Source organism: Bradyrhizobium sp. USDA 3315, assembly GCF_054056795.1.
The window spans coordinates 444,226-468,495 of sequence record NZ_JBSRYP010000001.1 but is presented as its reverse complement, the minus strand read 5'-3'; the positions used below and the strand labels follow the sequence as shown (position 1 = coordinate 468,495).

At 64.0% G+C, this 24,270-nt stretch carries 23 protein-coding genes and 1 tRNA gene; 10 read left to right on the top strand and 14 right to left on the bottom strand.

Features of this window, described 5'->3' with window-relative positions; genetic code table 11:
- Positions 1 to 83: 83 nt before the first annotated feature.
- The 3 genes from ACVIYL_RS02015 to trxB form a co-directional block, all read right to left on the bottom strand.
- The gene (locus ACVIYL_RS02015) at positions 84 to 998 is read right to left on the bottom strand and encodes a 4-hydroxy-tetrahydrodipicolinate synthase family protein (RefSeq protein WP_253604181.1); all 915 of its coding nucleotides are present in this window, start codon (positions 996 to 998) and stop codon (positions 84 to 86) included.
- 530 nt (positions 999 to 1,528) lie between these two features.
- Positions 1,529 to 2,449: a LysR family transcriptional regulator gene (locus tag ACVIYL_RS02010; RefSeq protein WP_026192264.1), complete on the bottom strand. Its 921-nt coding sequence runs from the start codon at positions 2,447 to 2,449 to the stop codon at positions 1,529 to 1,531.
- A 2-nt stretch (positions 2,450 to 2,451) separates the two neighbouring features.
- Positions 2,452 to 3,417 carry a thioredoxin-disulfide reductase gene (trxB, locus tag ACVIYL_RS02005; RefSeq protein ID WP_456777600.1) on the bottom strand — a complete coding sequence of 322 codons (966 nt, stop codon included), beginning with the start codon at positions 3,415 to 3,417 and terminating at the stop codon, positions 2,452 to 2,454.
- A gap of 282 nt (positions 3,418 to 3,699) precedes the next feature.
- On the opposite strand from trxB, the gene ACVIYL_RS02000 reads away from it, so the two are divergent.
- Positions 3,700 to 4,179, top strand: coding sequence for an Lrp/AsnC family transcriptional regulator (locus ACVIYL_RS02000; protein WP_016845095.1), 480 nt, complete (start codon positions 3,700 to 3,702; stop codon positions 4,177 to 4,179).
- A 125-nt stretch (positions 4,180 to 4,304) separates the two neighbouring features.
- On the opposite strand, the gene ACVIYL_RS01995 is transcribed toward ACVIYL_RS02000, so the two are convergent.
- From ACVIYL_RS01995 to ACVIYL_RS01975, 5 genes are all read right to left on the bottom strand, one after another.
- On the bottom strand, positions 4,305 to 4,700 hold the full coding sequence (locus tag ACVIYL_RS01995) for a DoxX family protein (protein WP_310879676.1): 396 nt from the start codon (positions 4,698 to 4,700) through the stop codon (positions 4,305 to 4,307).
- A 353-nt stretch (positions 4,701 to 5,053) separates the two neighbouring features.
- On the bottom strand, positions 5,054 to 5,527 hold the full coding sequence (greA, locus tag ACVIYL_RS01990; protein ID WP_018269816.1) for a transcription elongation factor GreA: 474 nt from the start codon (positions 5,525 to 5,527) through the stop codon (positions 5,054 to 5,056).
- A 197-nt stretch (positions 5,528 to 5,724) separates the two neighbouring features.
- The gene (carB, locus tag ACVIYL_RS01985) at positions 5,725 to 9,189 is read right to left on the bottom strand and encodes a carbamoyl-phosphate synthase large subunit (protein WP_456777599.1); all 3,465 of its coding nucleotides are present in this window, start codon (positions 9,187 to 9,189) and stop codon (positions 5,725 to 5,727) included.
- A 320-nt stretch (positions 9,190 to 9,509) separates the two neighbouring features.
- Positions 9,510 to 9,585: transfer RNA gene (locus ACVIYL_RS01980), tRNA-OTHER, on the bottom strand.
- Between the two features lie 77 nt (positions 9,586 to 9,662).
- Positions 9,663 to 10,352, bottom strand: coding sequence for a class I SAM-dependent methyltransferase (locus tag ACVIYL_RS01975; protein ID WP_016840682.1), 690 nt, complete (start codon positions 10,350 to 10,352; stop codon positions 9,663 to 9,665).
- A gap of 123 nt (positions 10,353 to 10,475) precedes the next feature.
- Here ACVIYL_RS01975 and ACVIYL_RS01970 point away from each other — a divergent pair, with 123 nt between their 5' ends.
- On the top strand, positions 10,476 to 11,003 hold the full coding sequence (locus tag ACVIYL_RS01970) for a Dps family protein (protein ID WP_456777598.1): 528 nt from the start codon (positions 10,476 to 10,478) through the stop codon (positions 11,001 to 11,003).
- A gap of 124 nt (positions 11,004 to 11,127) precedes the next feature.
- Here ACVIYL_RS01970 and ACVIYL_RS01965 read toward each other — a convergent pair whose 3' ends face one another.
- The 5 genes from ACVIYL_RS01965 to carA form a co-directional block, all read right to left on the bottom strand.
- The gene (locus ACVIYL_RS01965; RefSeq protein ID WP_456777597.1) at positions 11,128 to 12,591 is read right to left on the bottom strand and encodes a DUF1254 domain-containing protein; all 1,464 of its coding nucleotides are present in this window, start codon (positions 12,589 to 12,591) and stop codon (positions 11,128 to 11,130) included.
- Positions 12,592 to 12,930: 339 nt separating this feature from the next.
- Positions 12,931 to 13,452 carry a hypothetical protein gene (locus tag ACVIYL_RS01960; RefSeq protein ID WP_456777596.1) on the bottom strand — a complete coding sequence of 174 codons (522 nt, stop codon included), beginning with the start codon at positions 13,450 to 13,452 and terminating at the stop codon, positions 12,931 to 12,933.
- A 71-nt stretch (positions 13,453 to 13,523) separates the two neighbouring features.
- Entirely contained in the window at positions 13,524 to 14,624 is a 1,101-nt protein-coding gene (locus tag ACVIYL_RS01955; RefSeq protein WP_438077838.1) for an enolase C-terminal domain-like protein, read from the bottom strand.
- Positions 14,625 to 14,774: 150 nt separating this feature from the next.
- A complete protein-coding gene (locus tag ACVIYL_RS01950) occupies positions 14,775 to 15,272 on the bottom strand; it encodes a PaaI family thioesterase (protein WP_456781766.1) in 498 nt (165 codons plus the stop codon).
- A gap of 139 nt (positions 15,273 to 15,411) precedes the next feature.
- The gene (gene carA, locus ACVIYL_RS01945) at positions 15,412 to 16,605 is read right to left on the bottom strand and encodes a glutamine-hydrolyzing carbamoyl-phosphate synthase small subunit (protein ID WP_057017029.1); all 1,194 of its coding nucleotides are present in this window, start codon (positions 16,603 to 16,605) and stop codon (positions 15,412 to 15,414) included.
- 160 nt (positions 16,606 to 16,765) lie between these two features.
- Here carA and ACVIYL_RS01940 point away from each other — a divergent pair, with 160 nt between their 5' ends.
- The 8 genes from ACVIYL_RS01940 to ACVIYL_RS01905 all read left to right on the top strand — a co-directional run bounded on the left by ACVIYL_RS01940 (position 16,766) and on the right by ACVIYL_RS01905 (position 23,544).
- Positions 16,766 to 17,467, top strand: a complete 702-nt coding sequence (locus ACVIYL_RS01940) for an alpha/beta fold hydrolase (protein WP_456777595.1) — start codon at positions 16,766 to 16,768, stop codon at positions 17,465 to 17,467.
- Positions 17,468 to 17,525: 58 nt separating this feature from the next.
- Positions 17,526 to 17,981: a GatB/YqeY domain-containing protein gene (locus ACVIYL_RS01935; protein ID WP_028333117.1), complete on the top strand. Its 456-nt coding sequence runs from the start codon at positions 17,526 to 17,528 to the stop codon at positions 17,979 to 17,981.
- Between the two features lie 119 nt (positions 17,982 to 18,100).
- Entirely contained in the window at positions 18,101 to 18,718 is a 618-nt protein-coding gene (gene folE / locus ACVIYL_RS01930) for a GTP cyclohydrolase I FolE (RefSeq protein WP_456777594.1), read from the top strand.
- 27 nt (positions 18,719 to 18,745) lie between these two features.
- Positions 18,746 to 20,266 carry an FAD-dependent oxidoreductase gene (locus tag ACVIYL_RS01925; protein WP_456777593.1) on the top strand — a complete coding sequence of 507 codons (1,521 nt, stop codon included), beginning with the start codon at positions 18,746 to 18,748 and terminating at the stop codon, positions 20,264 to 20,266.
- A 278-nt stretch (positions 20,267 to 20,544) separates the two neighbouring features.
- Positions 20,545 to 22,155, top strand: coding sequence for an acyl-CoA synthetase (locus ACVIYL_RS01920; RefSeq protein WP_456777592.1), 1,611 nt, complete (start codon positions 20,545 to 20,547; stop codon positions 22,153 to 22,155).
- Positions 22,156 to 22,187: 32 nt separating this feature from the next.
- Positions 22,188 to 22,658 carry a MarR family transcriptional regulator gene (locus ACVIYL_RS01915; protein WP_438077851.1) on the top strand — a complete coding sequence of 157 codons (471 nt, stop codon included), beginning with the start codon at positions 22,188 to 22,190 and terminating at the stop codon, positions 22,656 to 22,658.
- Between the two features lie 91 nt (positions 22,659 to 22,749).
- Entirely contained in the window at positions 22,750 to 23,103 is a 354-nt protein-coding gene (locus ACVIYL_RS01910) for a nuclear transport factor 2 family protein (RefSeq protein WP_456781765.1), read from the top strand.
- Between the two features lie 3 nt (positions 23,104 to 23,106).
- On the top strand, positions 23,107 to 23,544 hold the full coding sequence (locus tag ACVIYL_RS01905; protein ID WP_456777591.1) for a hypothetical protein: 438 nt from the start codon (positions 23,107 to 23,109) through the stop codon (positions 23,542 to 23,544).
- A gap of 190 nt (positions 23,545 to 23,734) precedes the next feature.
- On the opposite strand, the gene ACVIYL_RS01900 is transcribed toward ACVIYL_RS01905, so the two are convergent.
- Positions 23,735 to 24,250, bottom strand: coding sequence for an SRPBCC family protein (locus ACVIYL_RS01900; RefSeq protein ID WP_456777590.1), 516 nt, complete (start codon positions 24,248 to 24,250; stop codon positions 23,735 to 23,737).
- Between the last annotated feature and the right edge of the window lie 20 nt (positions 24,251 to 24,270).

Sequence of the window (24,270 nt, the reverse complement as noted above, 5' to 3'; positions counted from 1 at the left end):
ATGAAGCGCAGCGTAATCCGGGGCCGGTCTCGCCACGTGGAGATGCCCCCGGATTTCGCTGCGCTGCATCCGGGCTACAAGACTTAGGCTGGCAGCAGCAGCTGCGCGCGGCGCTCTATCTCGGCATCGAGCCAGGTTGCGAGATCCTCGCTCACCGCGACCATCGGCAGCCGCACCTCGGGGCTGTCGATCAGCCCCTGTCGCCACAGCCAGTGCTTGGCCGGCGCGGGGCTCGGTTCGGCGAACAGCAGCCTCGTCAGGCCGACGACGCTCTGCCAGGCGGCCAGCGCCGCGTCGCGCTGGCCCTGCTGCAGCAGCGTGCGGATCGCAGCGAAGGTGTTCGTTTCCAGATGTGCGGACAGCAGGATCGCGCCGTCGGCGCCGTCCGAGAGCGCATCGAAGGTTTGCGCGTCCTCGCCGGTCAGCACGCGAAAGCCGGCCGGCCGGCGGTTGAGGAAGTCGATCGACTGCGCGCGGTCGGCGCAGCAATCCTTCATGCCGGCGATGTTCGGATGGTCCGCGAGCGCCAGCAGCGTCTCGTTGGTCAGGTTCACCGCCGTGCGATAGGGGATGTTGTAAAGCACGATCGGCCACGACGCGTGATCGGCGAGCGCGTTGAAGTGCTGCACGAGCCCGCGTTGCGAGGGCCTGATGTAATAGGGGCTGGCGATCAGATAGCCGTTGATCGGCCAGTCGGCCGTATCATCCAGCGCTTCCTTCATCCGGGCGGTCGAGGCGCCGGAGAGCCCGAGACAGACCGGCAAATGGCGGGAGCTGGCACTGAGCTCGTCGAGCACGACGCTCACCAGCCCCTCCAGTTCGTCCACGCTGAGCGCCATGCCCTCGCCGGAGGTTGCGCCGAGAATGAACCCGTCGACGGGGCCATTGGCGTAGTGCCGTACGAGACGCCGCAGCGACGTGACGTCGAGCTCGCCGTTACGGAATGGCGTGATCAAAGGCAGCCAGAGGCCCTGCAATTGCTGATGTAGATCGGTCATGTTCCATCTCCTTAAGAAGGCAAAGCCGGAGACGGGACCAACAAAAAACCCCGTCCAGGCGGCGGGGTTTCGGGATCGGTCTGAATGCGAAGGTGATCTTATCGCGCGCGATCTCGTGTCCCCGGGAGGGGAGCTTTTTTCGACGACAGAACGGCGCACGAAGTCGTGATCATTGGATAATGATGCTGCGCTGCGAGGTTGTTGTCAATGCACATGCTGATCGGCGCGTGCGGCGCGTTTTGCGCATGACGTGGAGGTGAAAAGGCACGGCGATGAAAAAAAGCCGGGCTCGAGTGAGCCCGGCTTAAGGTATTGGCCACGTGAGGCCGACACAATCACCTTCCAAGAGGGATTACTGAACTTCCGCGCCACTGGAGGAGGGGGACATATGCGCGACGCGAACGCTCAGCGTGTAAGCACTATGATCCCCATCGACGGCTTGCAGCAACTATCCAGGTCGCATGTCAGTCATGCGGAGACCGGGGGCAGCACGGATATCCCTATAAAGCAGCCCTATAAGGGCGGCTTAATCACGACGGCCAGCGCTGCGCCTTGCTGACCACGAAGTCGCGGAACACCTGCACCCGGGCCACCGTCTTCAGCTCTTCCGGATAGACGAAGTAGGTGTCGAGCGCGATCGAGTCGGACTCGCCGAACAGCTGCACGAGGTTGTTCTGTTCGACCAGATAGTCCGGCAGCGCGGCGATGCCGAGGCCCTGCTGGCAGGCGCGCACGAGGCCGAGGATGTTGTTGACCTTGAAGTAGGGCTCGCGCGGACCGGAGCCGTTGCGGCCGGCATCGATCAGCCAGCTGCGGTTCTGCAGATGCGCCGGCACCTGCGAGTCGCCGAGCATGATGATGCGGTGCGAGTCGAGATCATCGAGCGTGCGTGGCGTGCCGAAGCGCTTGATGTATTCCGGCGAGCAGTAGGCATGGAAGCCGATCGAGAACAGCTTGCGCTGGATCAGGTCCGGCTGGGTCGGCTTGCGGGTGCGGATCGCGACGTCGGCCTCGCGCATCGAGAGGTCGAGATCCTCGTCGGTGACGATCAGCGAGATCCGGATGTCGGGATAGAGCGCGGTGAACTCGTCGAGCCGCGGGATCAGCCAGTTGATGCCCAGCGCCGGCGGCGTCGTGATCTTGAGGTCGCCGCTCGGCCGCTCGCGGCTGTCGGTGAGCTTTGCGCGGGCCGCCTGCAGCTGCATGAACACGTCATGCGCGGTGCGGAACAGGAGGTCGCCCTGTTCGGTGAGGATCAGGCCGCGGGCGTGGCGGTGAAACAGCGACACCGAGAGCTCCTGCTCCAGCGCGCTGACCTGGCGGGAGACCGCCGATTGCGACAGGCCAAGCTGTTCGCCGGCATGAGTGAAGCTGCCAGCCTCCGCCGCTGCGTGAAAGACCTTCAGCTTGTCCCAATCCATATCCGTAAATCCGTCGCGAGATCGTGCCATGATTATTCCGCCGCTGCGCGATCGCTCGCGCGAAGAGCCAGGAAGCGTTCCGCCTCGAGCGCAGCCATGCAGCCGAGGCCGGCGGCGGTGACCGCCTGCCGGAAGGTTTCATCCGCCACGTCGCCCGCGGCGAACAGGCCGGGCATCGAGGTCGCGGTGGAGTTCGGCGCAACCTCGACATAGCCCGACGGTTTCAGCTTGATCTGGCCTTTGACGAGCTCCGTCGCCGGCGCATGGCCGATCGCGATGAAGACGCCGTCGGTTTTGAGGTTCGTGAGCGCGCCGGTCTTGACGTTCTTTAGCCGCACATGGGTGACCTTGTTCGGGTTCTCCGATCCGCAGATCTCGTCGATTGCCGAATCCCACACCACCTTGATCTTGGGATGCTTGAACAGCCGCTCCTGCAGGATGCGCTCGGCGCGGAAATGACCGCGGCGATGCACGATGGTGACCTGGGAGGCGTGATTGGTCAGGTACAGCGCTTCCTCGACCGCGGTGTTGCCGCCGCCGACCACCACGACGTCCTTGCCGCGATAGAAGAAGCCGTCGCAGGTCGCGCAGGCCGACACGCCGCCGCCCTGGAACTTCTCTTCCGAGGGCAGGCCGAGCCAGCGCGCCTGAGCGCCGGTGGCGAGGATCACGGTCTCGGCAAGATAGACGTCGCCGGAATCGCAGGTCAGGCGAAACGGGCGCTGGCCGAGTTCCAGCTTGTTGACGTGATCGGTAACGATCTTGGTGCCGACATGGGCCGCCTGCTTCTCCATCTGCTCCATCAGCCAGGGGCCCTGGATCACATCGGCGAAGCCGGGATAGTTCTCGACGTCGGTGGTGATGGTGAGCTGCCCGCCCGGCTGGATGCCCTGGATCAGCACCGGCTCGAGCATCGCGCGTGCCGCGTAGATCGCTGCGGTGTAGCCGGCGGGGCCGGACCCGATGATGACGACCTTGGCGTGGACAGGCGCGGGCATTAGCTGATCCCTCTCTGCTGGGGACTTTGACGGGGACTTGTGTGGGAAGCACCCCGGAAGCAGGTCACGGCGGTGCTGAAAGTGTCAAATCCAAGTCTAAGATATCTGGGAAGCTATGCAAGATTTGCAATCCATGGCAGCGATTTTTCCCCGGAACTGAAGTCACATTCGCGAAATCGTGCGCTGCACGCGCAATAAAATTGCGCAATGCCAGCGGGCTGCGCTATGAGAGTTGCCGGCGGATCCGCCAAGCCTTCCAAACCCCTAGGGAACTGTAGTCGCGTGTCGAAGAACCTTGACGAGATCGACCTCAAAATCCTCGCCGAGATCCAGGCCGATGGCCGAATCACCAATGTGGAACTGGCCAAACGCGTCGGTATCTCGCCGCCGCCCTGCCTGCGCAGGGTCAGGGCGCTGGAGGAGGAAGGCTACATCCAGGGATACCGCGGCCTGCTCGATCCGCGCCGCCTCGGCTACGACGTCACGGTGTTCGCCTCGGTGCATCTGTCGAGCCAGGCCGACGCCGATCTCCGCGCCTTCGAGAATTTCGTGCGCGCCGAGCCGCTGGTGCGGGAATGCTGGATGCTGTCGGGCGAAGTCGATTTCATCCTCAAATGCGTCGCGCCCGACATGGCGACGTTCCAGGATTTCGTCACCCACCTGACGGCGGCGCCGCATGTGCGCAACGTCAGGACGTCACTGGTGCTGCACAATTCGAAGTACGAGGCCGCGGTGCCGCTGGGATTGAAGGCGGTGGGCTAGAGCGCTGTGCGCGTCATTCCGGGGCGATGCGTTAGCATCGAGCCCGGAATCTCGAGATTCCGGGTCTGACGCTAACGCGCCATCCCGGAATGACGTCATCAAGGAGTGGGAAGCGCCTAGCGCTGCTACCTCTTCCCCATCGCAGCGTCGACGCTGATCGGACCCGGGCCCGAGGTCGCGAGGTAGAGGCAGGCGAAGCAGAACGCGATCGCCAGACTGCCGTTATTGAGCAGCGGGTAGAACCCTTTTGGGAAATGGCCGATGAAGTAAGCGAAGGCCATTTCACCCGCCAGGATGAAGGCGACGATCCGCGAGAACAGGCCAATCATCAGGAGCCCGCCGAGCACCAATTCGAGTGCGCCGGCCGCGCCGATCAATGAGAACAACTCGACCTTCTCGAACATTGTCCCGGGTGGGAATTTGAGAATCTTGGCAACGCCGAACTGAAACAGCAGCAGTCCGGTGATGAACCGGAACAGGCTGAGCGCCACCGGCTGGAGCTTGGAGAACATCTGGTCCATTGTCATTTACCCCCTGTTTGACACACTGGAACGTTGCAAGATGCAGAAACACACGGTGTCCGCCACCGGAGTGTGATGTCAACACCTTGCGCCTGGAATCATTCCTCGCGCGATGGCAGTTGCGAGAGAACGCGGCAGCGGCACGGTGACGCGCAGCGATCCGTGTTGCGACGCGATCGTCAGCCCGAACTCCGTCCCCCGACATGATTATACTGCATAAACATGTCACGGCCTCACTGGCATGGCGTGCAGCGGCTCTCCATTCACATTGCTGTCAGACCGGGGAGAAACGCGGGGCATAAAAAAAGCCGCGTGCGGGACGCGGCTTTTCTGCACCAGTCACGTGAAGGTAACTACCGCCACTCGACCTTGGTGATCTCGTAGGCCTTGGCGCCGCCCGGCGCCATCACCTCGACGGTGGTCCCCTTCTTCTTGCCGATCAGCGCGCGCGCGAGCGGCGAGGTGATGGAGATGCGGCCCTTCTTGGCGTCGGCCTCGACTTCGCCGACGATCTGCCACACCGCCTTCTTCTCGGTGTCCTCATCGATCAGCGTCACGGTCGCGCCGAACTTGATGGTGTCGCCTGACAGTTTCGAAATGTCGATGATGTCGGCGCGCGCGAGCTTGTCCTCGAGCTCGGCGATGCGGCCCTCGTTGTGCGACTGCTCTTCCTTGGCGGCGTGATACTCGGCGTTCTCCGAGAGATCGCCGTGCGAGCGCGCTTCCGCGATGTGTTCGATGATGCGCGGACGATCCACCGATTGGCGATGCTTCAACTCGTCCGTCAGCGCGGCGTATCCGCCCGCGGTCATCGGAACCTTATCCATCATCTTCGTCCTTCATCGCGCGCGCCCGGCGGCCGTGCACGAATATCCAGTTCAGCTAACGCAGGAATCAGGGCGCCAACGCGCCCGGAAGCCCAGTGATATTCGGCCCCGCTAAGGGCCGTGACAACATCCAATCGCGCGGTGAGTTCCAGCCATTCGGCTAATTGACCGCTTCGGGCCTTCAGCCCGGGCAGCGGTCAGCTTTCGGAAAAGTAACTCTGAAGCGTGCGGACCTCAAGGTCCCCGGCCCGATAGGCCCGGATTCCCCGTGCGGCCGCCACCGCGCCCGAAAGAGTGGTGTAATATGGCACTTTATGCAAGAGGGCAGCCCGCCGCAGCGAGCGGCTGTCGGCCAGCGCCTGCGGACCTTCGGTGGTATTGAAGACCAGCTGGACGTCGCCATTGGTGATGGCGTCGACGATGTGCGGACGGCCTTCGAGCACCTTGTTCACCTTTTCCGTCGGCACGCCGTTGTCGCTGAGGTAGCGCTGCGTGCCCGAGGTTGCCATCACCTTGAAGCCGAGCGAGTGCAACAGCCGCACCGCATCCGCGATGCGCATCTTGTCGTCGCCGCGCACCGAAACGAACACCGTGCCCTGCCGCGGCACGCGTGTGCCGCCGCCGAGCTGGCTCTTCGCGAACGCGACCTCGAAGGAGCGGTCGATGCCCATCACTTCGCCGGTCGAACGCATCTCCGGTCCGAGCACGGTATCGACGCCGGGGAAACGCGCGAACGGGAATACCGATTCCTTCACGCCGACATGGCCGAGCTTCTTCTTCTTCAGCTTGAAGTCAGCGAGCTTTTCGCCGGCCATGATCCGCGCCGCGATCTTGGCGACCGGCGTGCCGATCACCTTGGCGACGAACGGCACGGTGCGGGATGCGCGCGGGTTGACCTCGAGCACGTAGATCTCGCCGTCCTTGATGGCGTATTGCACGTTCATCAGGCCGACCACGTCGAGCCCGAGCGCGAGCTCGCGGGTCTGCCGCTCCAGCTCCTCGATGGTCTTGGCGTCGAGCGAATGCGGCGGCAGCGAGCAGGCGGAGTCGCCGGAATGGATGCCGGCTTCCTCGATGTGCTCCATGATGCCGACGATGAAGGTGTCCTTGCCGTCGCAGAGGCAGTCGACGTCGACTTCGGTCGCGTCGGACAGATAGCGGTCGAACAGCAGCGGGTTCTTGCCGAGCACGGTGTTGATCTGCCCGGTCTTGTCGTTCGGGTAGCGCGCCTTGATGTCGGCGGGCACCAGCTCGGGCAGCGTTCCCAGCAGGTAGTCGTTGAGCTGGTTCTCCTCGCGGATGATCTGCATCGCGCGGCCGCCGAGCACGTAGGACGGACGCACCACCAGCGGCAGGTCGAGATCGGCGGCGACGAGGCGGGCCTGCTCGACCGAATAGGCGATGCCGTTCTTCGGCTGCTTGAGACGCAGCTTGTCGAGCACGCGCTTGAAGCGGTCGCGGTCCTCGGCGAGGTCGATCGCATCAGGCGAGGTGCCGAGGATCGGCACTTCAGCGGCTTCGAGCGCGCGGGCAAGCTTCAGCGGGGTCTGGCCGCCGAACTGCACGATCACGCCGTGCAGCGTGCCGTTCTTGCGCTCGGTCGCGATGATCTCGAGCACGTCCTCGGCGGTCAGCGGCTCGAAATACAGCCGGTCGGCGGTGTCGTAGTCGGTCGACACCGTTTCCGGGTTGCAGTTGACCATGATGGTCTCGTAACCGGCGTCCTCGAGCGCGAAGCAGGCGTGGCAGCAGCAATAGTCGAACTCGATGCCCTGGCCGATGCGGTTCGGGCCGCCGCCGAGGATGATCACCTTCTTGCGGTCCGACGGCGCGCTCTCGTCGGCGAGTTCGCCGGCGAACGGCCGCTCATAGGTCGAATACATGTAGGCGGTCGGCGACGCGAACTCCGCCGCACAGGTGTCGATGCGCTTGAACACCGGGCGCACCCCGAGCGCGTGGCGCTTGGCGGTGACGTCGGCCTCGATGGTCTCCGTGAGCACGGCGAGCCGCGCGTCGGAGAAGCCCATCGCCTTCAGCATCCGCATGGCGAACGCATTGGTCGGCAGGCCGCTGCTGCGGATCTTGCCTTCCATCTCGACGATGGCGCGCAGCTCGGCGAGGAACCAGGGATCGATCTTGCAGGAATTGAAGATATCCTCGTTGGACCAGCCGAGCCGCATCGCCTGCGCGACCTGCAGCAGGCGGTTCGGCGTCGGCGTGCCGAGCGCCGCGCGGATCGCGTTCTTGTCGTCGCTGCGGCCGAGGCCCTCGATGTCGATCTCGTCGAGGCCGGTCAGCCCGGTCTCGAGCCCGCGCAGGGCCTTCTGCAGGCTCTCCTGGAAGGTGCGGCCGATCGCCATCACCTCGCCGACCGACTTCATCGAGGTGGTCAGCGTGGAGGAGGCGCCGGGGAATTTCTCGAACGCAAAGCGCGGAATCTTGGTGACGACGTAGTCGATCGTCGGCTCGAACGAGGCCGGCGTCGCGCCGCCGGTGATGTCGTTGGCGATCTCGTCGAGCGTGTAGCCGATCGCAAGCTTGGCGGCGACCTTGGCGATCGGGAAGCCGGTGGCCTTCGAAGCCAATGCCGAAGAACGAGAAACTCGCGGATTCATCTCGATCACGACCATGCGGCCGTCGTCCGGATTGATGCCGAACTGCACGTTGGAACCGCCGGTCTCGACCCCGATCTCGCGCAGCACCGCAATCGATGCGTCGCGCATGATCTGGTATTCCTTGTCGGTGAGCGTCAGCGCCGGCGCCACCGTGATGGAATCGCCGGTGTGCACGCCCATCGGATCGACGTTCTCGATCGAGCAGATGATGATGCAATTGTCCTTTTTGTCGCGCACCACCTCCATCTCGAACTCTTTCCAGCCGAGAACGGATTCCTCGATCAGCACCTCGTTGGTCGGCGAGGCGTCGAGGCCGCGCTCGATGATGTCGAGATATTCTTCCTTGTTGTAGGCGATGCCGCCGCCGGTGCCGCCGAGCGTGAAGGAGGGGCGGATGATCGCGGGCAGGCCGATGTCGGACAGCGCCATCAGCGCTTCGGCCAAGGCCTGCTGCTGGTAGCGCTTGCGCCGCTCGTTCTCGCCGCCTTCCCACTGCCGTTCGAAGGCTTCGAGCTCGGGGCCGGACAGCTTGGCCTGATCGGCGAGGTACTTGTCGCGGTCGGACTTCTTCAGCGCCGACGCATTGGCGAGCCGCGACCTCGGCGTCTGCAGCCCGATCTTCTCCATGGCGTCGCGGAACAGCTGGCGGTCTTCGGCCTTGTCGATGGCGTCGGCGGTGGCGCCGATCATCTCGACGTCGAACTTCTCCAGCGTACCCTGCTTGCGCAGCGACAGCGCGCAGTTCAGCGCGGTCTGGCCGCCCATGGTCGGCAGCAGCGCGAAGCCGCCGGGCACGACGTGGCGTTCCTTCTCGATGATCTTGGCGACGATTTCGGGCGTGATCGGCTCGATATAGGTCGCATCCGCCAGCTCCGGGTCGGTCATGATCGTCGCCGGGTTGGAATTGACCAGGACGATCCGATAGCCCTCTTCCTTGAGCGTCTTGCAGGCCTGCGTGCCGGAATAGTCGAACTCGCAGGCTTGGCCGATCACGATGGGACCGGCGCCGATGATCAGGATGGTGGAGATGTCGGTTCTTTTGGGCATCGGCTCTCGCGGACTGGAATTTAGGCACAAAAAAAGGGCGCGCTTCCCGCGCGTCCCTCGAGCCATGCGCTACATGTTGTAGCGCTGGAAGCGCGATCCCTCGCGCGCGGGTGGTCTTTAGACCAGTTTCCGCACCCGCGAAACCCCCAAAAACGCGCAATCAACCGCGATTCTGGGGGAAAATCCGCATTCGGCGTATGCCCGTTGGGGGCGAGGGATGGGGAGGGGGCTATCGGCCCGGCTTCGCCCTGCGGGCTACGCCGCGGCAGCCTTCGCTACGAGAAGGCCTGCCGAGCCGAGGCTGCGTCAGCAGCGAAGGCTGGAGGCCCGGCCTGGATTTGAACCAGGATAAACAGTGTTGCACCACTGCCGCGTCGAAGCTTCCGCCACCGGGCCGAGTGGATCATTGCTGATTATTTCAGCGGCCGCCACGTTTACTGGTGGGTAACGTTAATAGCTGGCGCAACCCTGGATCAGTGGTGCGCCACGAACGTCATTCGCCACGGATTGTGCCCGATGTTGCGCGGCGCGCGCCGGGCGCTGAACCCCGCGGCCCCGAGCTTGGCGATCATCTCGTCCTCGCGGTAGCGCTGCAGTCCGATCCTAGTGCGCAGCTGGCGGTAGTCGGACAGCGCGGTCGAAGCCAGCCCGACCAGCGCATCGCGCAGGAAACCGTGGGTCGCCGCAAAGCGCAGCAGGGCCACGACGTCCCTCGCCATCCCGACTTCGGGCCGCAGGATATCGCCGAGCACGAACCGGCCCGAGGGCTTCAGCAGGCGGTGGATCACGTCGAACGCGGAATCGAGCTCCTGCGGCGTCATGTATTGCGCCACCGAGTTCATCACCACGAGGTCGATCGAGTCCGCGTCCATGTGCTTCAGGTCATCGAGCGAGCGGACACGGATGCGGGTGTCGGGCGCAAAGCGCGCGACCAGACGGCCGCGTACGCCGGGCGCCGGCTCCGCCAGATAGAGCTGGGCGCAGGCATTGGCGACCTTCGCCGCCGACAGCGCCTCGCCGCAGGCATAGTCGAGCACCACGGCATCCGGCGAAGCGATGTAGCCGATGATGTCGTTTGCGATGATCTGGAAATGCAGGTCACGGTGCAGTCGGCTCGCATAGATCGTATGCGTGGAATCGTAATAATCGATCCATTCATCCATCGCGTTTGGTATCCGGCAGAACGGGTTCCTGGCCTCAGGAACGGGTGGGCTGATGATGCGTTAGCGGTCCGGCGGCCAATGTTCAATGCGCCGAAATACGGGTTCCTAACAGGAAGGTCCAACGTGAGCAAAGCCAAGACTGACAAGATCTCGCCCGATCTCGACACGCCGAGCGACCTGCCGCAGGCTGCGGTTCACACGATCTCGGCCTCGCTCAACACGCTTCTGGCCGACGCCTTCGCGCTCTATTTGAAAACCAAGAATTTCCATTGGCACGTCAGCGGCCGGCATTTCCATGATTACCATTTGTTGCTGGACGAGCAGTCGGAGGCGATCTTCGCGACCACCGACCAGCTCGCCGAGCGGGTGCGCAAGCTTGGCGGCGCGACGCTGAAGTCGATCGGCGATATCGCCAAGCATCAGACCATCAAGGACAATGACGACGATTATGTGCCGCCGCGCGAAATGCTGCGCGAGTTGATGGAAGACAACAAGCACATGGCGGCTGCGATGCGCAAGGCGCACAAGCTGGCTGACGACCAGGAGGACTCCGGCACCGCAGGCCTGCTCGAAACCTTCATCGACGAAACCGAGCGCCGCACCTGGTTCCTGTTCGAGGCAAGCCGCCAGGAAGGCAGTAACGCGGCGTAAGCTGCGCGCCCGCACCCGCGAGGAAGCAGTCCAGAGCTGTGCAGCAATCCAGAGCTGTTTTGCTGCGGATTGCTTTGCCAAGGTCGCTGTCTAGCCGCTCGGCAGCGGTCAGTGCGGTTGAAGCTTACTGAGCCGAGAAACCCACCGTCGTCTGCGATCTCTCGATCGGCGGAGGATTCCACTTTCCGGTCAGCGCCTCCGATTTCGGACTGTAAAGGCGCATGGTCAGGTTGAAAGCGCCCTTCGGCGCCGGGAGCCAGTTGGCTTGCTTGTCCGCGCCCGGACTTTCGTTCTGGAAGTAGAGATCGAGCGAGCCGTCCGGGTTGTATTTGAACGGCATCCAGCTGGAGACCGCGAAGCGGTTCAGCACGTTGCCGACCTGGAATCCTTCCTGGTCGTAAAGCGTGATCGACCAGAAGGCATTGACCGGCGGGGCCGCGCCCTTCTCAAAGGTGATCGTATACTTGTTGGCGCCGTCGAGCGGTTTGCCGGTACTGTCGGCGAGATTGAGCGGATAAATCGCGTCCTCCGGCAGGTTGGCGCCAAGCCCGAGCTGCGCGACGATCGCACGCTTCAAATAGTAGTTGCCGTAAACGCCCATCGTGTCGGTGTTCATCGACCAGCCGTTCGCAACGCGCGCCAGCGTCGGCACCTTCCATGCCATCAGCTTCTGCCCGTCCTGCGGCGCCGTCTCCAGCGCCCGTTGCAGCACCGGGTCCACCTTGCTGATTTCGAAGCTCTTGCCGGGCTCGATGCCGATCCTCTTCATCTGCGCGATGATTGGTTCATCGGTGATGTGCGGCGGGTGAAGCTTGAGCAGCTCGGCGGCCTGCGCGAAGTAGACGCCGGCCGACATGGTATCGACCTGCACCTTGGGCGCCGTCTTCATGTCGACGCTGGGATCGATCCTGACCTCGGTCGGCTTCTGAGTCTTGCCGAACTCGGAAAGAGGCGTGACCTTGTAGCCGGCCTGGATCTTGTGGACCGCATCGTAGTCCGGCGGGCCGTCCGTCTTGGTGCGGCCAATGACCCAGACGTAAGGCGTCGGCGCGTCGATGCGCTGGGTATCCTTCGGAAGCTTGAACTCCTCCGCAAACCTGTCGCGCAGATCAGGCCGCCATCCCGGAGCCGTCACCAGAAAGGTCCCCGCTTTGGTGCCCGTGGTGCGCCAGCCGGGCGAGGCGAACACATCCGACCACATGTCCAGCATCGGGAGCAAATAGAAGCGTCCATCGGTATCGGGAACGGAGACGACAACCGGCTCCTTGGTCATGTCCAGCCATGAAACGGAATAGAGCGTATCGAAGTTGGACCGCACCACGCCCTTGAAATTCGCCGGTGGGTATTCGGGCACGTTGACGAAGGTATTCATCGGGCCCTTGAAGTTGTCCTTGCCGGGCTCGACGTTGGTGAACTGCTTTCGCGTGATGTCCATCGTCAGGAGCGGGTAGAAGTAAATATAGGCGTCCACCGCGATCGCGTGTGCCTCCTGCTCGTTGATTGCCGGCGCCGTCTGGGCCAGCGCTGCAGGCGCGGTAGCCGCGCCAATGCAGAGCGACAATGTCAGCGTCAGAATTCCTCGAAACATGTCGAATTTCCTCTTCTGATATGTGTTGCGGTTGCTTGTGGGAAGCGCGGAGCATCTGATGCCGTCAGGTGATGTGTATGACCTCCATTGCTCATGCAAAAAAGCAGCAGCGGACGCGGAAGTGTTGTTACCCCCTAGATAAATCGCGCGTCTTGATGGGTCATTGGCGGCATAAATCGCCGCGGCGCATGCTGACTTAAATCAAGGAGCTTGGAAATGTGAAGCCGGCAGGCTTGATTGAAATGGCCTGCAATTCCGATGATCGATTCAGGTTGCCTGTATCCGGTCACCTCTCGCGAGGGGGCAGGGCAAGAGCAACCCGTTCGACCATCCTAGATCTTATCGCTTCCACAGCCGCACCAGCGGCCCGTCCTTGCCCATCACCGGATCGGTCGCGGGGGTCGCAACCTGTGGGATCGTCTTCAGCGCCTTGGCGTGGTTCTCCGGCGTCAGCCGCTGCAGATCCATCGGCGGGCCTGGCGGATAGGCGCCGATGACGCAGAAATCGTCGCTCGCCGACAGGCATTGATGCCCGGTGCCGGCCGGCAGGATCGCAGCGTCGCCGGCCGCGATCTCGATTGCTTGCCCGCGTTCGCCGCCAAACTGCACGCGCGCGCGGCCGCGCGCGACGCCCAGCACCTCGTGCACGGTGGCGTGGTAATGCGCGAAGTCGTAGACGCTGTTGCGCCACATCGCGCCCCAGCCATTCTTGCCGAACAGCTGCTCGATGGTGGCCTCGGGATTGCTGCTGACGTCGACGGCGGCCTTGTAGACCAGGAACGGCATCGGGTTGTTCGGCACCAGGCCGTCGTCCTGGAAGACGATGGTCAGGGGTTCGATATCGGTACGGACGACCGACATGGTGGCTCTCCAGCGCTGCGAGGTGCCGTGGTCTTCAAACCAACAAACCCTCGGTCCGCAAACCGTTCCAGCTAGATTTTGAACTTCAGCACGTCTTCCTTAAATTTGAGCCCGTGCCCGGGCCGCTCCGGCGCGGTGATCATGCCGTTGGCGATTTCGGGCGGGTCGACCCAGAGATCGTCGATCAGCGCCATGTTCTCACACCAGATGCCGTTCGGAATCGAAGCCAAGAGGTGCACATTGAGTTCGGGAAACAGATGCGGCGCGATCGTGATGCCGAACGTGTCCGCAAGCGCCGCGATCTTGCGCAGGTCGGTCATGCCGCCGCGCATCGGGTCGGGTTGCAGGATCGGCAGGCAGGGATTGAGAAAGAACGGCCGCAGATCGTAGCGCGTGAAATGCGTCTCGCCGCCGACGACGCGCATGTCCAGCGCCGCCGCGATGCGCTGATAGCCGGCGAAATCATCGGCCGGCACCGGCTCCTCGAGCCAGTAGATATCGTACTTCTCGAACTTGCGTCCCATCTCGATGGCGACATCGGCGCTCCAGCCCATGTTGACGTCGATCATGATGTCGATGTCGGGCCCGAGCGCCTCGCGCATGCGGCGCACATTGTCGAGGTCCTGCGCCGGAGTGTGGACATGCGCGACCTGCATCTTGATCGCCTTGTAGCCCTGCTTCACGAAATGCAGCGCCTTCTCGATCATCCCGTCGCCACCGGCGCCCCGGAAGCAGCCGGAACCATAGATCGGGATTTCGGAGCGATAATGCCCCCACAGCCGGTGCAGCGGCAGGCCGGCCCGTTTCCCGACCGCATCCCACAGCGCGATGTCGAGCGCCGACATGGCCATCGCGGCGATGCCGCCGCGGCCATAGGTCATCGTCGCCGTCCACAGATCGCGCCAGATCGCCTCGATCGCGGTGGCGTCCTTGCCGATGACGCGCGGGATGATGCACTCGTCGAGACAGGCCGCGATCGACTTCATCGCCGGCTTGAACACGAACAGATAGCCCATGCCGGTAACGCCGCCGGACGTTTCGACGTCACAGATCAGAATGTCGCGCGTCGCGCCGAGCGCTGCGCCTTTCAGCCAGAGATCGTCGGCCCAGGGCAGCCGCAGCATCGTCACGCGGATGTCGCGGATGGTCATGTCTGAATGGGCTGAAATCATCGGCGTTTCCTTTCCAGGCCGGATCATGTTTGCCTGATCTCGGACAGGGAAACTCAATCACAGAGCGCAGGCCGCGATCCAGCGCGCTTCGTCATGGCTCCAATGCGCCAAGATCTGGCGCCAAGATCTGGCGCCAAGACGCAATTGCCCTCAGGCATTCTTGGGCAGCTCGAACACCAGGCAGGTCGTGGTGGCATGCGCGAGCAGCTTGCCCTTGCCGTCGGTAATCCGCGCTTCCGCGGTCGCAATCCGGCGGCCGGCGTTGAGCACGTGGCCCTCGGTGCGGATTTTGCCGGTGTCCCGGCTCATGCCGCGGACAAAGGAGATCTTGAACTCCAGCGTGGTGTAGCCAAAGCCCTGCGGCAGCGTGGTCTGCACCGAAAGCCCCATCGCGGAATCCAAGAGGATCGCGGCGTAGCCGCCATGCACCGAGCCGATCGGGTTGTAGTGGCGCAGGCCCGGGATGCTGTGGATCACCACATGGCCGGTCTCGGCGGTGCAGTCGAACGGCTCGACATTCTCCATGATCGGCGGCTCCGGCAGGGTCCGGGCGAAGATGCCGCGCACGAAGTCGAGCCCGGACATCGACGTCATCACCGCCATCGAGGAGACGCCGTAGACGGGCTTCGGGGTGGCGGGGGCGGTCATGTCGAGATTTCCCGTGATGTGATGCGAAGACGCATTGCTGCTGTCGGTGCCAGCCGCGCGCATGCCCGGACTTGATCCGGGCATCCATCTTCTTCAAGGGATGGATTGCCGGGTCAAGCCCGGCAATGACGATCGGGCTCTAAGCCGCGCGCTTGTTCTTCCGCATCAGATCGGCGAAGCGCTGGAACAGATAGTGCGAGTCGCGCGGGCCGGGCGAGGCTTCCGGGTGGTACTGCACCGAGAACACCGGCTTGCCCTCAAGCGCGATGCCGCAATTGGAGCCGTCGAACAGCGAGATATGGGTCTGGGTCGCGCCTTTCGGCAGCGTCGCCTGGTCCACGGCAAAGCCGTGGTTCATCGAGGTGATCTCGACCTTGCCGGTGGTCTCGTCCTTGACCGGATGGTTGGCGCCGTGATGGCCCTGATGCATCTTCATGGTCTTGGCCCCGACGGCAAGGCCAAGCATCTGATGGCCGAGGCAGATGCCGAAGGTCGGCGTCCCCGACGCGATCACCTTCTGGATCACGGGCACGGCATATTTGCCGGTGGCGGCGGGATCGCCGGGGCCGTTCGACAGGAACACGCCGTCCGGCTTCATCGCCAGGATGTCTTCGGCGGCGGTCGTCGCCGGCACCACGGTCACCTTGGCGCCGACGCCGGCGAGCAGGCGCAGGATGTTGCGCTTGATGCCGTAATCGATCGCGACCACGTTGAATTCCGGCGCGGTTTGCTGGCCGAAACCGTTGCCCCACACCCAGGGCGTCTCGTCCCAGGTGAAGCGCTGGCCGGAGGTGACCATCGGCACCAGGTCCATGCCCTCGAGGCCGGGCCATTCGCGGGCTTCTTCCTTCAGGCCGTGCAGGTCGAACTCGCCGTTTCTGGCGTGCACGATCACCGCATTGGGCATGCCCTTGGAGCGGATCAGCGCGGTCAGTGCGCGGGTGTCGATGCCGGAGAGGCCGATGATGCCGCGCGCCTTCAACCACAGGTCGAGATGGCGGGTGGCGCGGTAATTCGAGGGATCTGATATCGCCGAGCGCAGGATCACGCCGCGCGCGCCGGGCGTCGCCGCCATGTTCACCGTCTCGATGTCTTCTTCGTTGGTACCGACATTGCCGATATGCGGGAAGGTGAAGGTGATGATCTGGCCGGCATAGGACGGATCGGTGAGGATCTCCTCATAGCCGGTCATCGCGGTGTTGAAGCAGACCTCGCCGACGGCGTGGCCTTCCGCGCCGAGACCGAAGCCTTCCAGCACGGTACCATCGGCGAGCACAAGGAGCGCGGTCGGTTTATGGTCCGGCCAGGCGGGAGCGTTTTCGGATGTTGTCATGAGCCCTTTAAATAGACGCCGCACCCTGCGGCGTCAAAGCGAAAGGGCACGGATTCACACGGCAATACCGGCCGATTTGACAGGCCCGAACGGCCTTTTAATCTAAAGTTCCCTGAAGCGGCCGTTTGCTTGCCGAAAATGACCCGTCCGGAGCTCCCGCATGGATAATACGATGCCGATCCTGCTCGTCCCGGGCCTCATCTGCTCGCCGCGGATTTTCGCCCCCGTCATTCCGGCGCTGTGGCGATGCGGGCCGGTGACGGTCGCCAACCATATCAGGGACGACAATATGGGGGCCATCGCCCGCCGGATCCTGGCCGAGGCGCCGCCGCGCTTTGCGCTCGCCGGGCACTCGATGGGCGGCTACATCGCCTTCGAGATCATGCGGCAGGCGCCGGACCGGGTTGCGAAGCTGGCGCTGATGAGCACCCAGGCGCGGGCCGATACGCCGGAAGCGACCGCGCGTCGCCGCGGCATGATCGAGCGTGCCAGAAGCGGCCAATATCGCAGCGTGGTCGATGAGCTGTTTCCGGGCTTCGTGCATCCGTCGCGGCAGGGCGATGCAAACCTGCGCCGGATCGTCGACGACATGAGCGAGGACGTCGGCGCCGAGGCTTTCATCCGCCAGCAGAACGCGGTGCTCAGCCGGCCGGATTCGCGGCCGAGCATGGCCTGGATCAAGTGCCCGACCTTGGTGCTGACGTCGGATACCGACAACACCGTGCCAAATTCGCTGTCGGACGAGATGGCCAACGGCATTCCCGGCGCAAAACTTGTAGTGCTCGCCAATTGCGGTCACCTGCCGCAGCTGGAACTGCCGCAGGCCTGCGCCGATGCGCTGGTCGAATGGCTGAGGAACTAGGTTGTTCTGCCGGTGCAAACTGCCTAGATGAGGGGATTGCTGGCTCAAGGACAACGAAATGCTGCGCGACGACATCAATACTGCGGTCAAGGAAGCGATGAAGGCGAAGGACGAGCGCAAGCTGTCCACGCTGCGCATGGTCAATTCGACCATCAAGAACGCCGACATCGACGCGCGCGGGCAGGGCAAGCCGCCCCTCTCCGATGCCGACCTGCTCGGCCTGCTGCAGAAGATGATCAAGCAGCGCCAGGAGTCGGTCGAGCTCTATGACAAGGGCGGCCGCGCCGAGCTAGCGGCCCAGGAGCGCGAGGAGATCGCCGTGATCTCGGCGTACCTGCCGAAGCAGATGTCCGATGACGACGTGAAGGCCGCGATCTCGGCGATCATCGCCGAGACGGGTGCCGCCGGCATCAAGGACATGGGCAAGGTGATCGGCGCGTTGAAGGCGAAATACGCCGGCCAGATGGATTTCGGCAAGGCCAGCGGCCTGGTGAAGGCGGCGCTGACGGGCTAGCCGTTCGTCCCGGCTGGCTTGCGGCGCAAAGTGCCGCGGACCGAATTGTGGGAACCTTTCTGCTGACGGAGCATCTGACGGGCATGACCTCGCGATGACTCCGCAAAGGAAAGGCCCCGATGAACCCGATTGTGCATGCGCTGGATCATGCAAGAGCCGCTCAAACCGAATCCGACAAGCCGACCCGGGCCGAAGTCGAGGCAGCAGTCCGCACCATCATCCGCTGGACTGGTGACGATCCCGAGCGGGATGGTTTGCTTGAAACTCCGGCGCGTGTGACGCGTTCGTTCGAGGAATTCTTTGCGGGTTACGACCAACGTCCCGCGGAGATCCTGGAAAAGACCTTCGAGGAGATCGAAGGCTACGACGAAATGATTGCCCTGCGGGGCATCCGCTTCGAGAGCCATTGCGAGCATCATATGGCGCCGATCATCGGTCAGGCCTGGGTTGCCTACATCCCGAACGGCCGCGTGGTCGGCATCAGCAAGCTGGCGCGGGTGGTCGAAATCTATGCCAGGCGTTTGCAGATCCAGGAGAAGATGACGGCGCAGATCGCCAACACCATCAACGACGTCTTGAAGCCTCAGGGCGTAGGCGTCATCATCAAGGCATCGCATCACTGCATGACGACCCGCGGCGTGCACAAGCCGGATACCGATCTCGTGACCAGCCGCATGCTGGGTTGCTTTCGCGACAATGCGCTAACCCGCCAGGAATTCCTCGGCATAGCGGTTTAGAGCGTCACAGGGCGATGGAGGAATGATATGGCCGATCAGCAAGCTCCTTCCGGTCCCGATCTGACACAGGGCGTGGCACTCTCCGACTTCTCTGGCGCGATGTTGCTCGGCCATGTCGGCGACGAGGACGTGCTGCTGGTGCGTTCGGGCGCGGATATCTTCGCCATCGATGCGCATTGCAGCCATTACCACGGCCCGCTCGCCGAAGGCCTCCTTGAGGGCGAGACCGTCCATTGCCCCTGGCATCACGCCTGCTTCGATATTCGCACCGGTGAAGCGACCGCCGCGCCCGCCTTCAACGCGCTCGCGGTCTGGAAGGTCGAGCGCGAGGGCGATCGCATCATCGTGCGCGAGAAGCGCGCGCAGCCGAAATTCCGCGTCAAGGGCCCGGTCGATGCGCCCGGCAGCATCGTGATTGTCGGCGGCGGCGGGGCAGGGTTCGCCGCCGCCGAGATGCTGCGGCGGCAGGACTATCGCGGCAGCATCGTCATGTTGAGCGGCGAGGCCGCGCCACCGGTGGATCGTCCGAACCTGTCGAAGGACTTCCTCGCCGGCAGCGCTCCGGAAGACTGGCTGCCGCTGAAACCGGACGATTTCTATCGTGATGCGGCGATCGATCTCAGGCTCAGGACCGAGGTCAAGTCGATCGATACCGGCCGCCGCAATGTCGTGCTCGCCGGTGGCGAAGTGCTCGCCTATGACCGGCTGCTGCTGGCGACCGGCGCGGAGCCGGTGCGGCTGCCGATCCCGGGCGCGGATCAGCCCCACGTTCATGTGTTGCGCACCGTCGACGATTGCCGGGCCATCATCGCCTCGGCCAGCGGAGCGCGCCGCGCGGTTGTGATCGGTGCGAGCTTCATCGGCCTCGAGGTGGCGGCCTCGCTCCGCGCGCGGGAAATCGAGGTCCACGTGGTCGGGCTGGAGCAGCGGCCGATGGAACGCGTGCTCGGGCCTGAGATGGGCGATTTCGTCCGCGCGCTGCACGAAGAGCATGGCGTCGTCTTCCACCTCGGCGACACGGTGACCGCGATCGAGGGCAAGCGAGCCCGCCTGAAGAGCGGGCCTGTGCTCGATGCCGATCTCGTCGTGGTCGGTGTCGGCGTGAAGCCGCGGCTGGCGCTGGCGGAAGCGGCCGGGCTCGCCATCGACCGCGGCGTGACAGTCGACGCCTATCTCGAGACCAGCGTTCCCGGCATCTACGCGGCCGGCGATATCGCGCGCTGGCCCGATCCGCACAGCGGCGAGACGATCCGGGTCGAGCATTGGGTGGTGGCGGAGCGCCAGGGCCAGACCGCCGCGCGGAATATGCTTGGGCAGCGCGCGGTGTTCGACGCGGTGCCGTTCTTCTGGAGCCAGCATTACGACGTACCGATCAACTATGTCGGCCATGCCGAGCAGTGGGACGAGATCGCGGTGGATGGCAGCATTGCCGGCAGGGATTGCGTGCTGCGCTACAAGCGCGGCGGGCGCGTGCTCGCGGCCGCATCGATCTATCGCGACCTCGATAGCCTCAAGGCCGAGGTCGCAATGGAGCAGGCGGCCGCCTGACGGCTTTCTCCTCAAGGATGGTCGTAGCCCGGATGCAGCGAAGCGAAATCCGGGTGAGTCCGTCCGCTCGATGAGAACCCCGGATTGCGCGGAGCCTGTCATCGGGCGCGTTCGCGCGATCCGTTGGCTCCATCGGGGCTACGCATTGTTCATCCGGGCGCCACTTTCTTCGTCAGCCCGGACTTGTCCCGGGCATCGACGTCCTTACAATCTGCCGCAGCAAATGCGGATGGCAGGGGAAAGCCCGGCCATGACGAGGGACGGAAGCAAAACACACCATGCTCAAGGAAGCCGCTACTTACGACGAGCTCTATCGCAACTTCCGCTGGGACGTTCCCGCGCGCTTCAACATGGCGACCGCGTGCTGCGACCGCCATGCCGACGGCACCGGGCGGCTCGCCCTGGTCTATGTCGACGAGGATGGCGGCACCACGCGCACCTCGTTTGACGAGGTCGCGGACGCCTCGCGCCGCTTCGCCAATGTGCTGACCGCCGACGGGCTGGTGCGCGGCGACCGTGTCGCGGTGTTCCTGTCGCAATCGCTCGAACTGCCGGTCGCGCATCTTGCGGCGTTTCGCGCAGCGATGATCTCAATCCCGCTGTTCGCGCTGTTCGGCGAGGACGCGCTCGAATTCCGCCTGTCGAATTCTGCTGCCAAGGCCGTGATCACCGATGAAGCAGGCTGGGAGAAGATCGCGAAAGTCCGCGATCGTCTGCCCGAGTTGAAGAGCGTCTATATCGTCGGCGATGAGACGCCGGCGGGGACGAAACCGTTCTGGAGCGCGGTCAAGTCGGCATCGCCCGAGTTCGCGACCGTCGACACCTCGGCCGACGATCCCGCGCTGATCATCTACACGTCGGGCACCACGGGTAACCCGAAGGGCGCGCTACATGCGCATCGCGTCGTGCTCGGCCATCTGCCCAATGTCGAGATGTGCCACAACTTCCTGCCGAGGCCCGGCGACCTGATGTGGACGCCGGCCGACTGGGCCTGGATCGGCGGCCTGATTAACGGCCTGTTCGCATTCTGGTACCACGGCATCCCGATGGTTGGACACCGCGCCCGCAAGTTCGAGCCGCAGGCGGCGATGCGGATGATGGCCGAGCTCGGCATCCGCAACGTGTTCCTGCCGCCGACCGCGCTGAAGCTGATGCGGCAGGCCGATGTGAAGAATTCCGGCGTCAGGCTGCGCAGCATCTTCACCGGCGGCGAGTCGCTCGGCGGTGAATTGCTGGATTGGGTGCGCGACACCTTCGGCATCGACGCCCATGAGGTGTTCGGTCAGACCGAATGCAACCTCGTGATCGGCAGCAATTCCAATCTGTTTCCGATCCGTCCGGGCTCGATGGGCCGCGCTACGCCGGGCTTCGACGTCCGCATCGTCGACGAGAAGGGCGAGGAGCTGCCGCGGGGCCAGCGCGGCATCATCGGCGTGCGCCAGCCGTGCCCCTGCACCATGATCGAGTACTGGCGCAATCCGGAAGCGACCGCGAAGAAATATGCCGGCGAATTCCTGCTGACCGGCGATCTCGGCGTGCAGGATGAGGACGGCTATTTCTGGTACGTCAGCCGCGAGGACGACGTCATCACCACGGCCGGCTATCGTGTCGGCCCGTCCGAGATCGAGCACACGCTGATGAAGCATCCGGCGGTCGCGATGTCGGCGGTGGTCGGCATCCCCGATCCGATCCGCACCGAATCGATCAAGGCCTGGATCGTGCTGCGGCCGGGCTACGCGCCGGGCGATGCCCTGGCGCGCGAGATCCAGGAGTTCGTCAAGGTCCAGCTCGCCGCCCACGAGTATCCGCGCTTCGTGCAGTTCGCCGACAGCCTGCCGATGACGGCGACGGGCAAGGTGCTGCGGCGGGAGCTGAGGGCGCTGGGCTAGATTCTCTCGGACAAGTTCGTCACGATACGCACATGCAAAAGACTGCCTCGCAGGCCCCCGGCCTGCATCGCGCCTCGCTCAGGAAGCTCCATGAACTGGATGCGGCGCTGGAGCTGATGTACTACGGCTGGCGCGGGATGACGCTGGCGGCTGACCAGTATCTTGCCACGGTTGGCCTGTCGCGCCCGCACCATCGCATTCTCTACGTCGTTGCGCGGCGGCCCGACATCTCGATCGGCTCGCTGATCGAGGTGCTCGGCATTTCCAAGCAGGCCCTGAACCGGCCACTTGGCCTGTTGCTGGAGCGTAAGCTCGTGGCGGCGAAGCGGTCGCCCGAGCAGCATCGTTCCAAATTGCTGCACCTGACCGCAGCAGGGCAACGCATCGAGCAGCGCGCGTCCGACCACGAGCGCGAGGTGCTCCGTGAGGCGTTCGGTCGTGTCGGCGCGCCCGGCACCGCCGCATGGATGGCGGTGATGGGAGCGATCGCCGACAACAACTAGGCTAATGTCAACATAGTTGACGTGAGAATGCCGCCGTGCCAGTCTTCCCGCGGTCACCGAGGGGGAGGGCAGTCGAGTGGGCGAACAGATCATGGACCGGGCGGCCGCCGGACGCTTTGTCGAGGCGTGGTGCGCGAACTGGTGCAGGGTCGATATCGACGCCGTCGTCGCGCACTTCGCTGAGAATGCCGAGATGCGCAGCCCGTTGGCGCTCAAACTGACAGACTCACCCGTAGTCACGGGGGCCGAGAATATCCGCGCCTACTGGCGCAAGGCCTATGGCAGCATCGCAAGCGCGGACCTCAAGATCCTGAACTGGAGCTGGGACGAGACGATCGCGCGCCTGACGGTGTGGTGGCAACTCGGCGATACGCGCGCCAGCGAATTCATGGACTTCGATGGCGCCGGCCGGGTGGTGCGCAGCGAAGCATTCTACGGAAAATAGCCCATGCGATTTTTGGATGTCGTCCTGCTGCTCAACGCGCTCTGGTTCGGCGCTGCATTCGTCCAGTTCAGCATTGCCCAGCGCAACACGCTGAAGATCCTGGTCCCACGCGAGGAGCGTGGCAATCCAATTGCGCCGACCTTGTCGGCCAGCGTCGCGTTTCTCGGCGGCATCAATCTGCCGATCGGGCTGCTCTCGATGTATTTCCTGGTCGCAAGGCCACCGTTCTTTCAGGGCGTTGAGGCGCAGCTCTCACTGTTCCTGTTCTTCGCCGCGTGTCATTTCAGCCAGTTCGCCTACAATTTGCCTGTGCTGATGCGCGGCGGGCGCGTCGGGGTCGCTTACTGGCCGGTGCTGAAGGGCCCGATGCTCAGGATCTTCGTCATCGACGCGACGCTGTTCGTGGCGAATCTGATCGTTGCTCTGCTGCTCGTGGCGTGAGTTACCGGTGCTGGGCGCAATCTCTCCCAGCGTCGTCCCGGGCAAGCGAAGCGCGACCCGGACCCATAACCACAGGGCGAAATTGTTGCGCGACGCTGTGGCCCAGCGAATGCCACACGCAGAGCGGTGGTTATGGGTCCCGGCTTTCGCCGGGACGACGGCGGAGTATGGAGCGACTGTGTCGCTATCATCACGTCGGCATCGCGATTCCCAATTCCTTCAGCGCGGCCATCATGCGCGCTGGCGGCTGCATGGGGATCACCATGGCCTTGCCGGTCTCCACGAGGCTCTTCAGGCTGGAGAGGATCGCCGGCCAGCCGGTGCGGCCGCCTGCGAGAATGTCGTCGCTGATCGGACGGTCATGCGATTGCAGGAGCGTCAGCTTCACGCCGTCGCCTGCCGGTTCGATCTCCCAGGTGACGAGCGTCGGCCCGAGCTTTTCGACCAGCTGCGGCCAGTTGACGTTGAAGGTGACGGTCAGCCGCTTCAGGGGATCGCACTCGATCACCTCGCCGGAGATGTGCAGCGCGCCGTCGGGCGTCCGCACGACGTAGGCGCCGCCGATCCGCAGGTCGACCTCGATCGCGTTGCCGGAGAAATACTGCCGGCTGAATTCGGCAGTCGTCAAAGCCTGCCACACCTTCTCGGGCGTGGCGGCGATGTAGATTGCGTAGACGATTGCCGGTTTGAATTTCTCGATGTTCATGTCCGTTCGCACCCGTCGAT

What these genes read in the sequence shown, in the direction of transcription:
- ACVIYL_RS02015 (WP_253604181.1), bottom strand. Translation starts at nt 998, where the DNA reads ATGACCGATCTACATCAGCAATTGCAGGGCCTCTGGCTGCCTTTGATC.
- ACVIYL_RS02010 (WP_026192264.1), bottom strand. Translation starts at nt 2,449, where the DNA reads ATGGCACGATCTCGCGACGGATTTACGGATATGGATTGGGACAAGCTG.
- trxB (WP_456777600.1), bottom strand. Translation starts at nt 3,417, where the DNA reads ATGCCCGCGCCTGTCCACGCCAAGGTCGTCATCATCGGGTCCGGCCCC.
- ACVIYL_RS01995 (WP_310879676.1), bottom strand. Translation starts at nt 4,700, where the DNA reads ATGGACCAGATGTTCTCCAAGCTCCAGCCGGTGGCGCTCAGCCTGTTC.
- greA (WP_018269816.1), bottom strand. Translation starts at nt 5,527, where the DNA reads ATGGATAAGGTTCCGATGACCGCGGGCGGATACGCCGCGCTGACGGAC.
- carB (WP_456777599.1), bottom strand. Translation starts at nt 9,189, where the DNA reads ATGCCCAAAAGAACCGACATCTCCACCATCCTGATCATCGGCGCCGGT.
- ACVIYL_RS01975 (WP_016840682.1), bottom strand. Translation starts at nt 10,352, where the DNA reads ATGGATGAATGGATCGATTATTACGATTCCACGCATACGATCTATGCG.
- ACVIYL_RS01965 (WP_456777597.1), bottom strand. Translation starts at nt 12,591, where the DNA reads ATGTTTCGAGGAATTCTGACGCTGACATTGTCGCTCTGCATTGGCGCG.
- ACVIYL_RS01960 (WP_456777596.1), bottom strand. Translation starts at nt 13,452, where the DNA reads ATGTCGGTCGTCCGTACCGATATCGAACCCCTGACCATCGTCTTCCAG.
- ACVIYL_RS01955 (WP_438077838.1), bottom strand. Translation starts at nt 14,624, where the DNA reads ATGATTTCAGCCCATTCAGACATGACCATCCGCGACATCCGCGTGACG.
- ACVIYL_RS01950 (WP_456781766.1), bottom strand. Translation starts at nt 15,272, where the DNA reads ATGACCGCCCCCGCCACCCCGAAGCCCGTCTACGGCGTCTCCTCGATG.
- carA (WP_057017029.1), bottom strand. Translation starts at nt 16,605, where the DNA reads ATGACAACATCCGAAAACGCTCCCGCCTGGCCGGACCATAAACCGACC.
- ACVIYL_RS01940 (WP_456777595.1), top strand. Translation starts at nt 16,766, where the DNA reads ATGGATAATACGATGCCGATCCTGCTCGTCCCGGGCCTCATCTGCTCG.
- ACVIYL_RS01935 (WP_028333117.1), top strand. Translation starts at nt 17,526, where the DNA reads ATGCTGCGCGACGACATCAATACTGCGGTCAAGGAAGCGATGAAGGCG.
- folE (WP_456777594.1), top strand. Translation starts at nt 18,101, where the DNA reads ATGAACCCGATTGTGCATGCGCTGGATCATGCAAGAGCCGCTCAAACC.
- ACVIYL_RS01925 (WP_456777593.1), top strand. Translation starts at nt 18,746, where the DNA reads ATGGCCGATCAGCAAGCTCCTTCCGGTCCCGATCTGACACAGGGCGTG.
- ACVIYL_RS01920 (WP_456777592.1), top strand. Translation starts at nt 20,545, where the DNA reads ATGCTCAAGGAAGCCGCTACTTACGACGAGCTCTATCGCAACTTCCGC.
- ACVIYL_RS01915 (WP_438077851.1), top strand. Translation starts at nt 22,188, where the DNA reads ATGCAAAAGACTGCCTCGCAGGCCCCCGGCCTGCATCGCGCCTCGCTC.
- ACVIYL_RS01910 (WP_456781765.1), top strand. Translation starts at nt 22,750, where the DNA reads ATGGACCGGGCGGCCGCCGGACGCTTTGTCGAGGCGTGGTGCGCGAAC.
- ACVIYL_RS01905 (WP_456777591.1), top strand. Translation starts at nt 23,107, where the DNA reads ATGCGATTTTTGGATGTCGTCCTGCTGCTCAACGCGCTCTGGTTCGGC.
- ACVIYL_RS01900 (WP_456777590.1), bottom strand. Translation starts at nt 24,250, where the DNA reads ATGAACATCGAGAAATTCAAACCGGCAATCGTCTACGCAATCTACATC.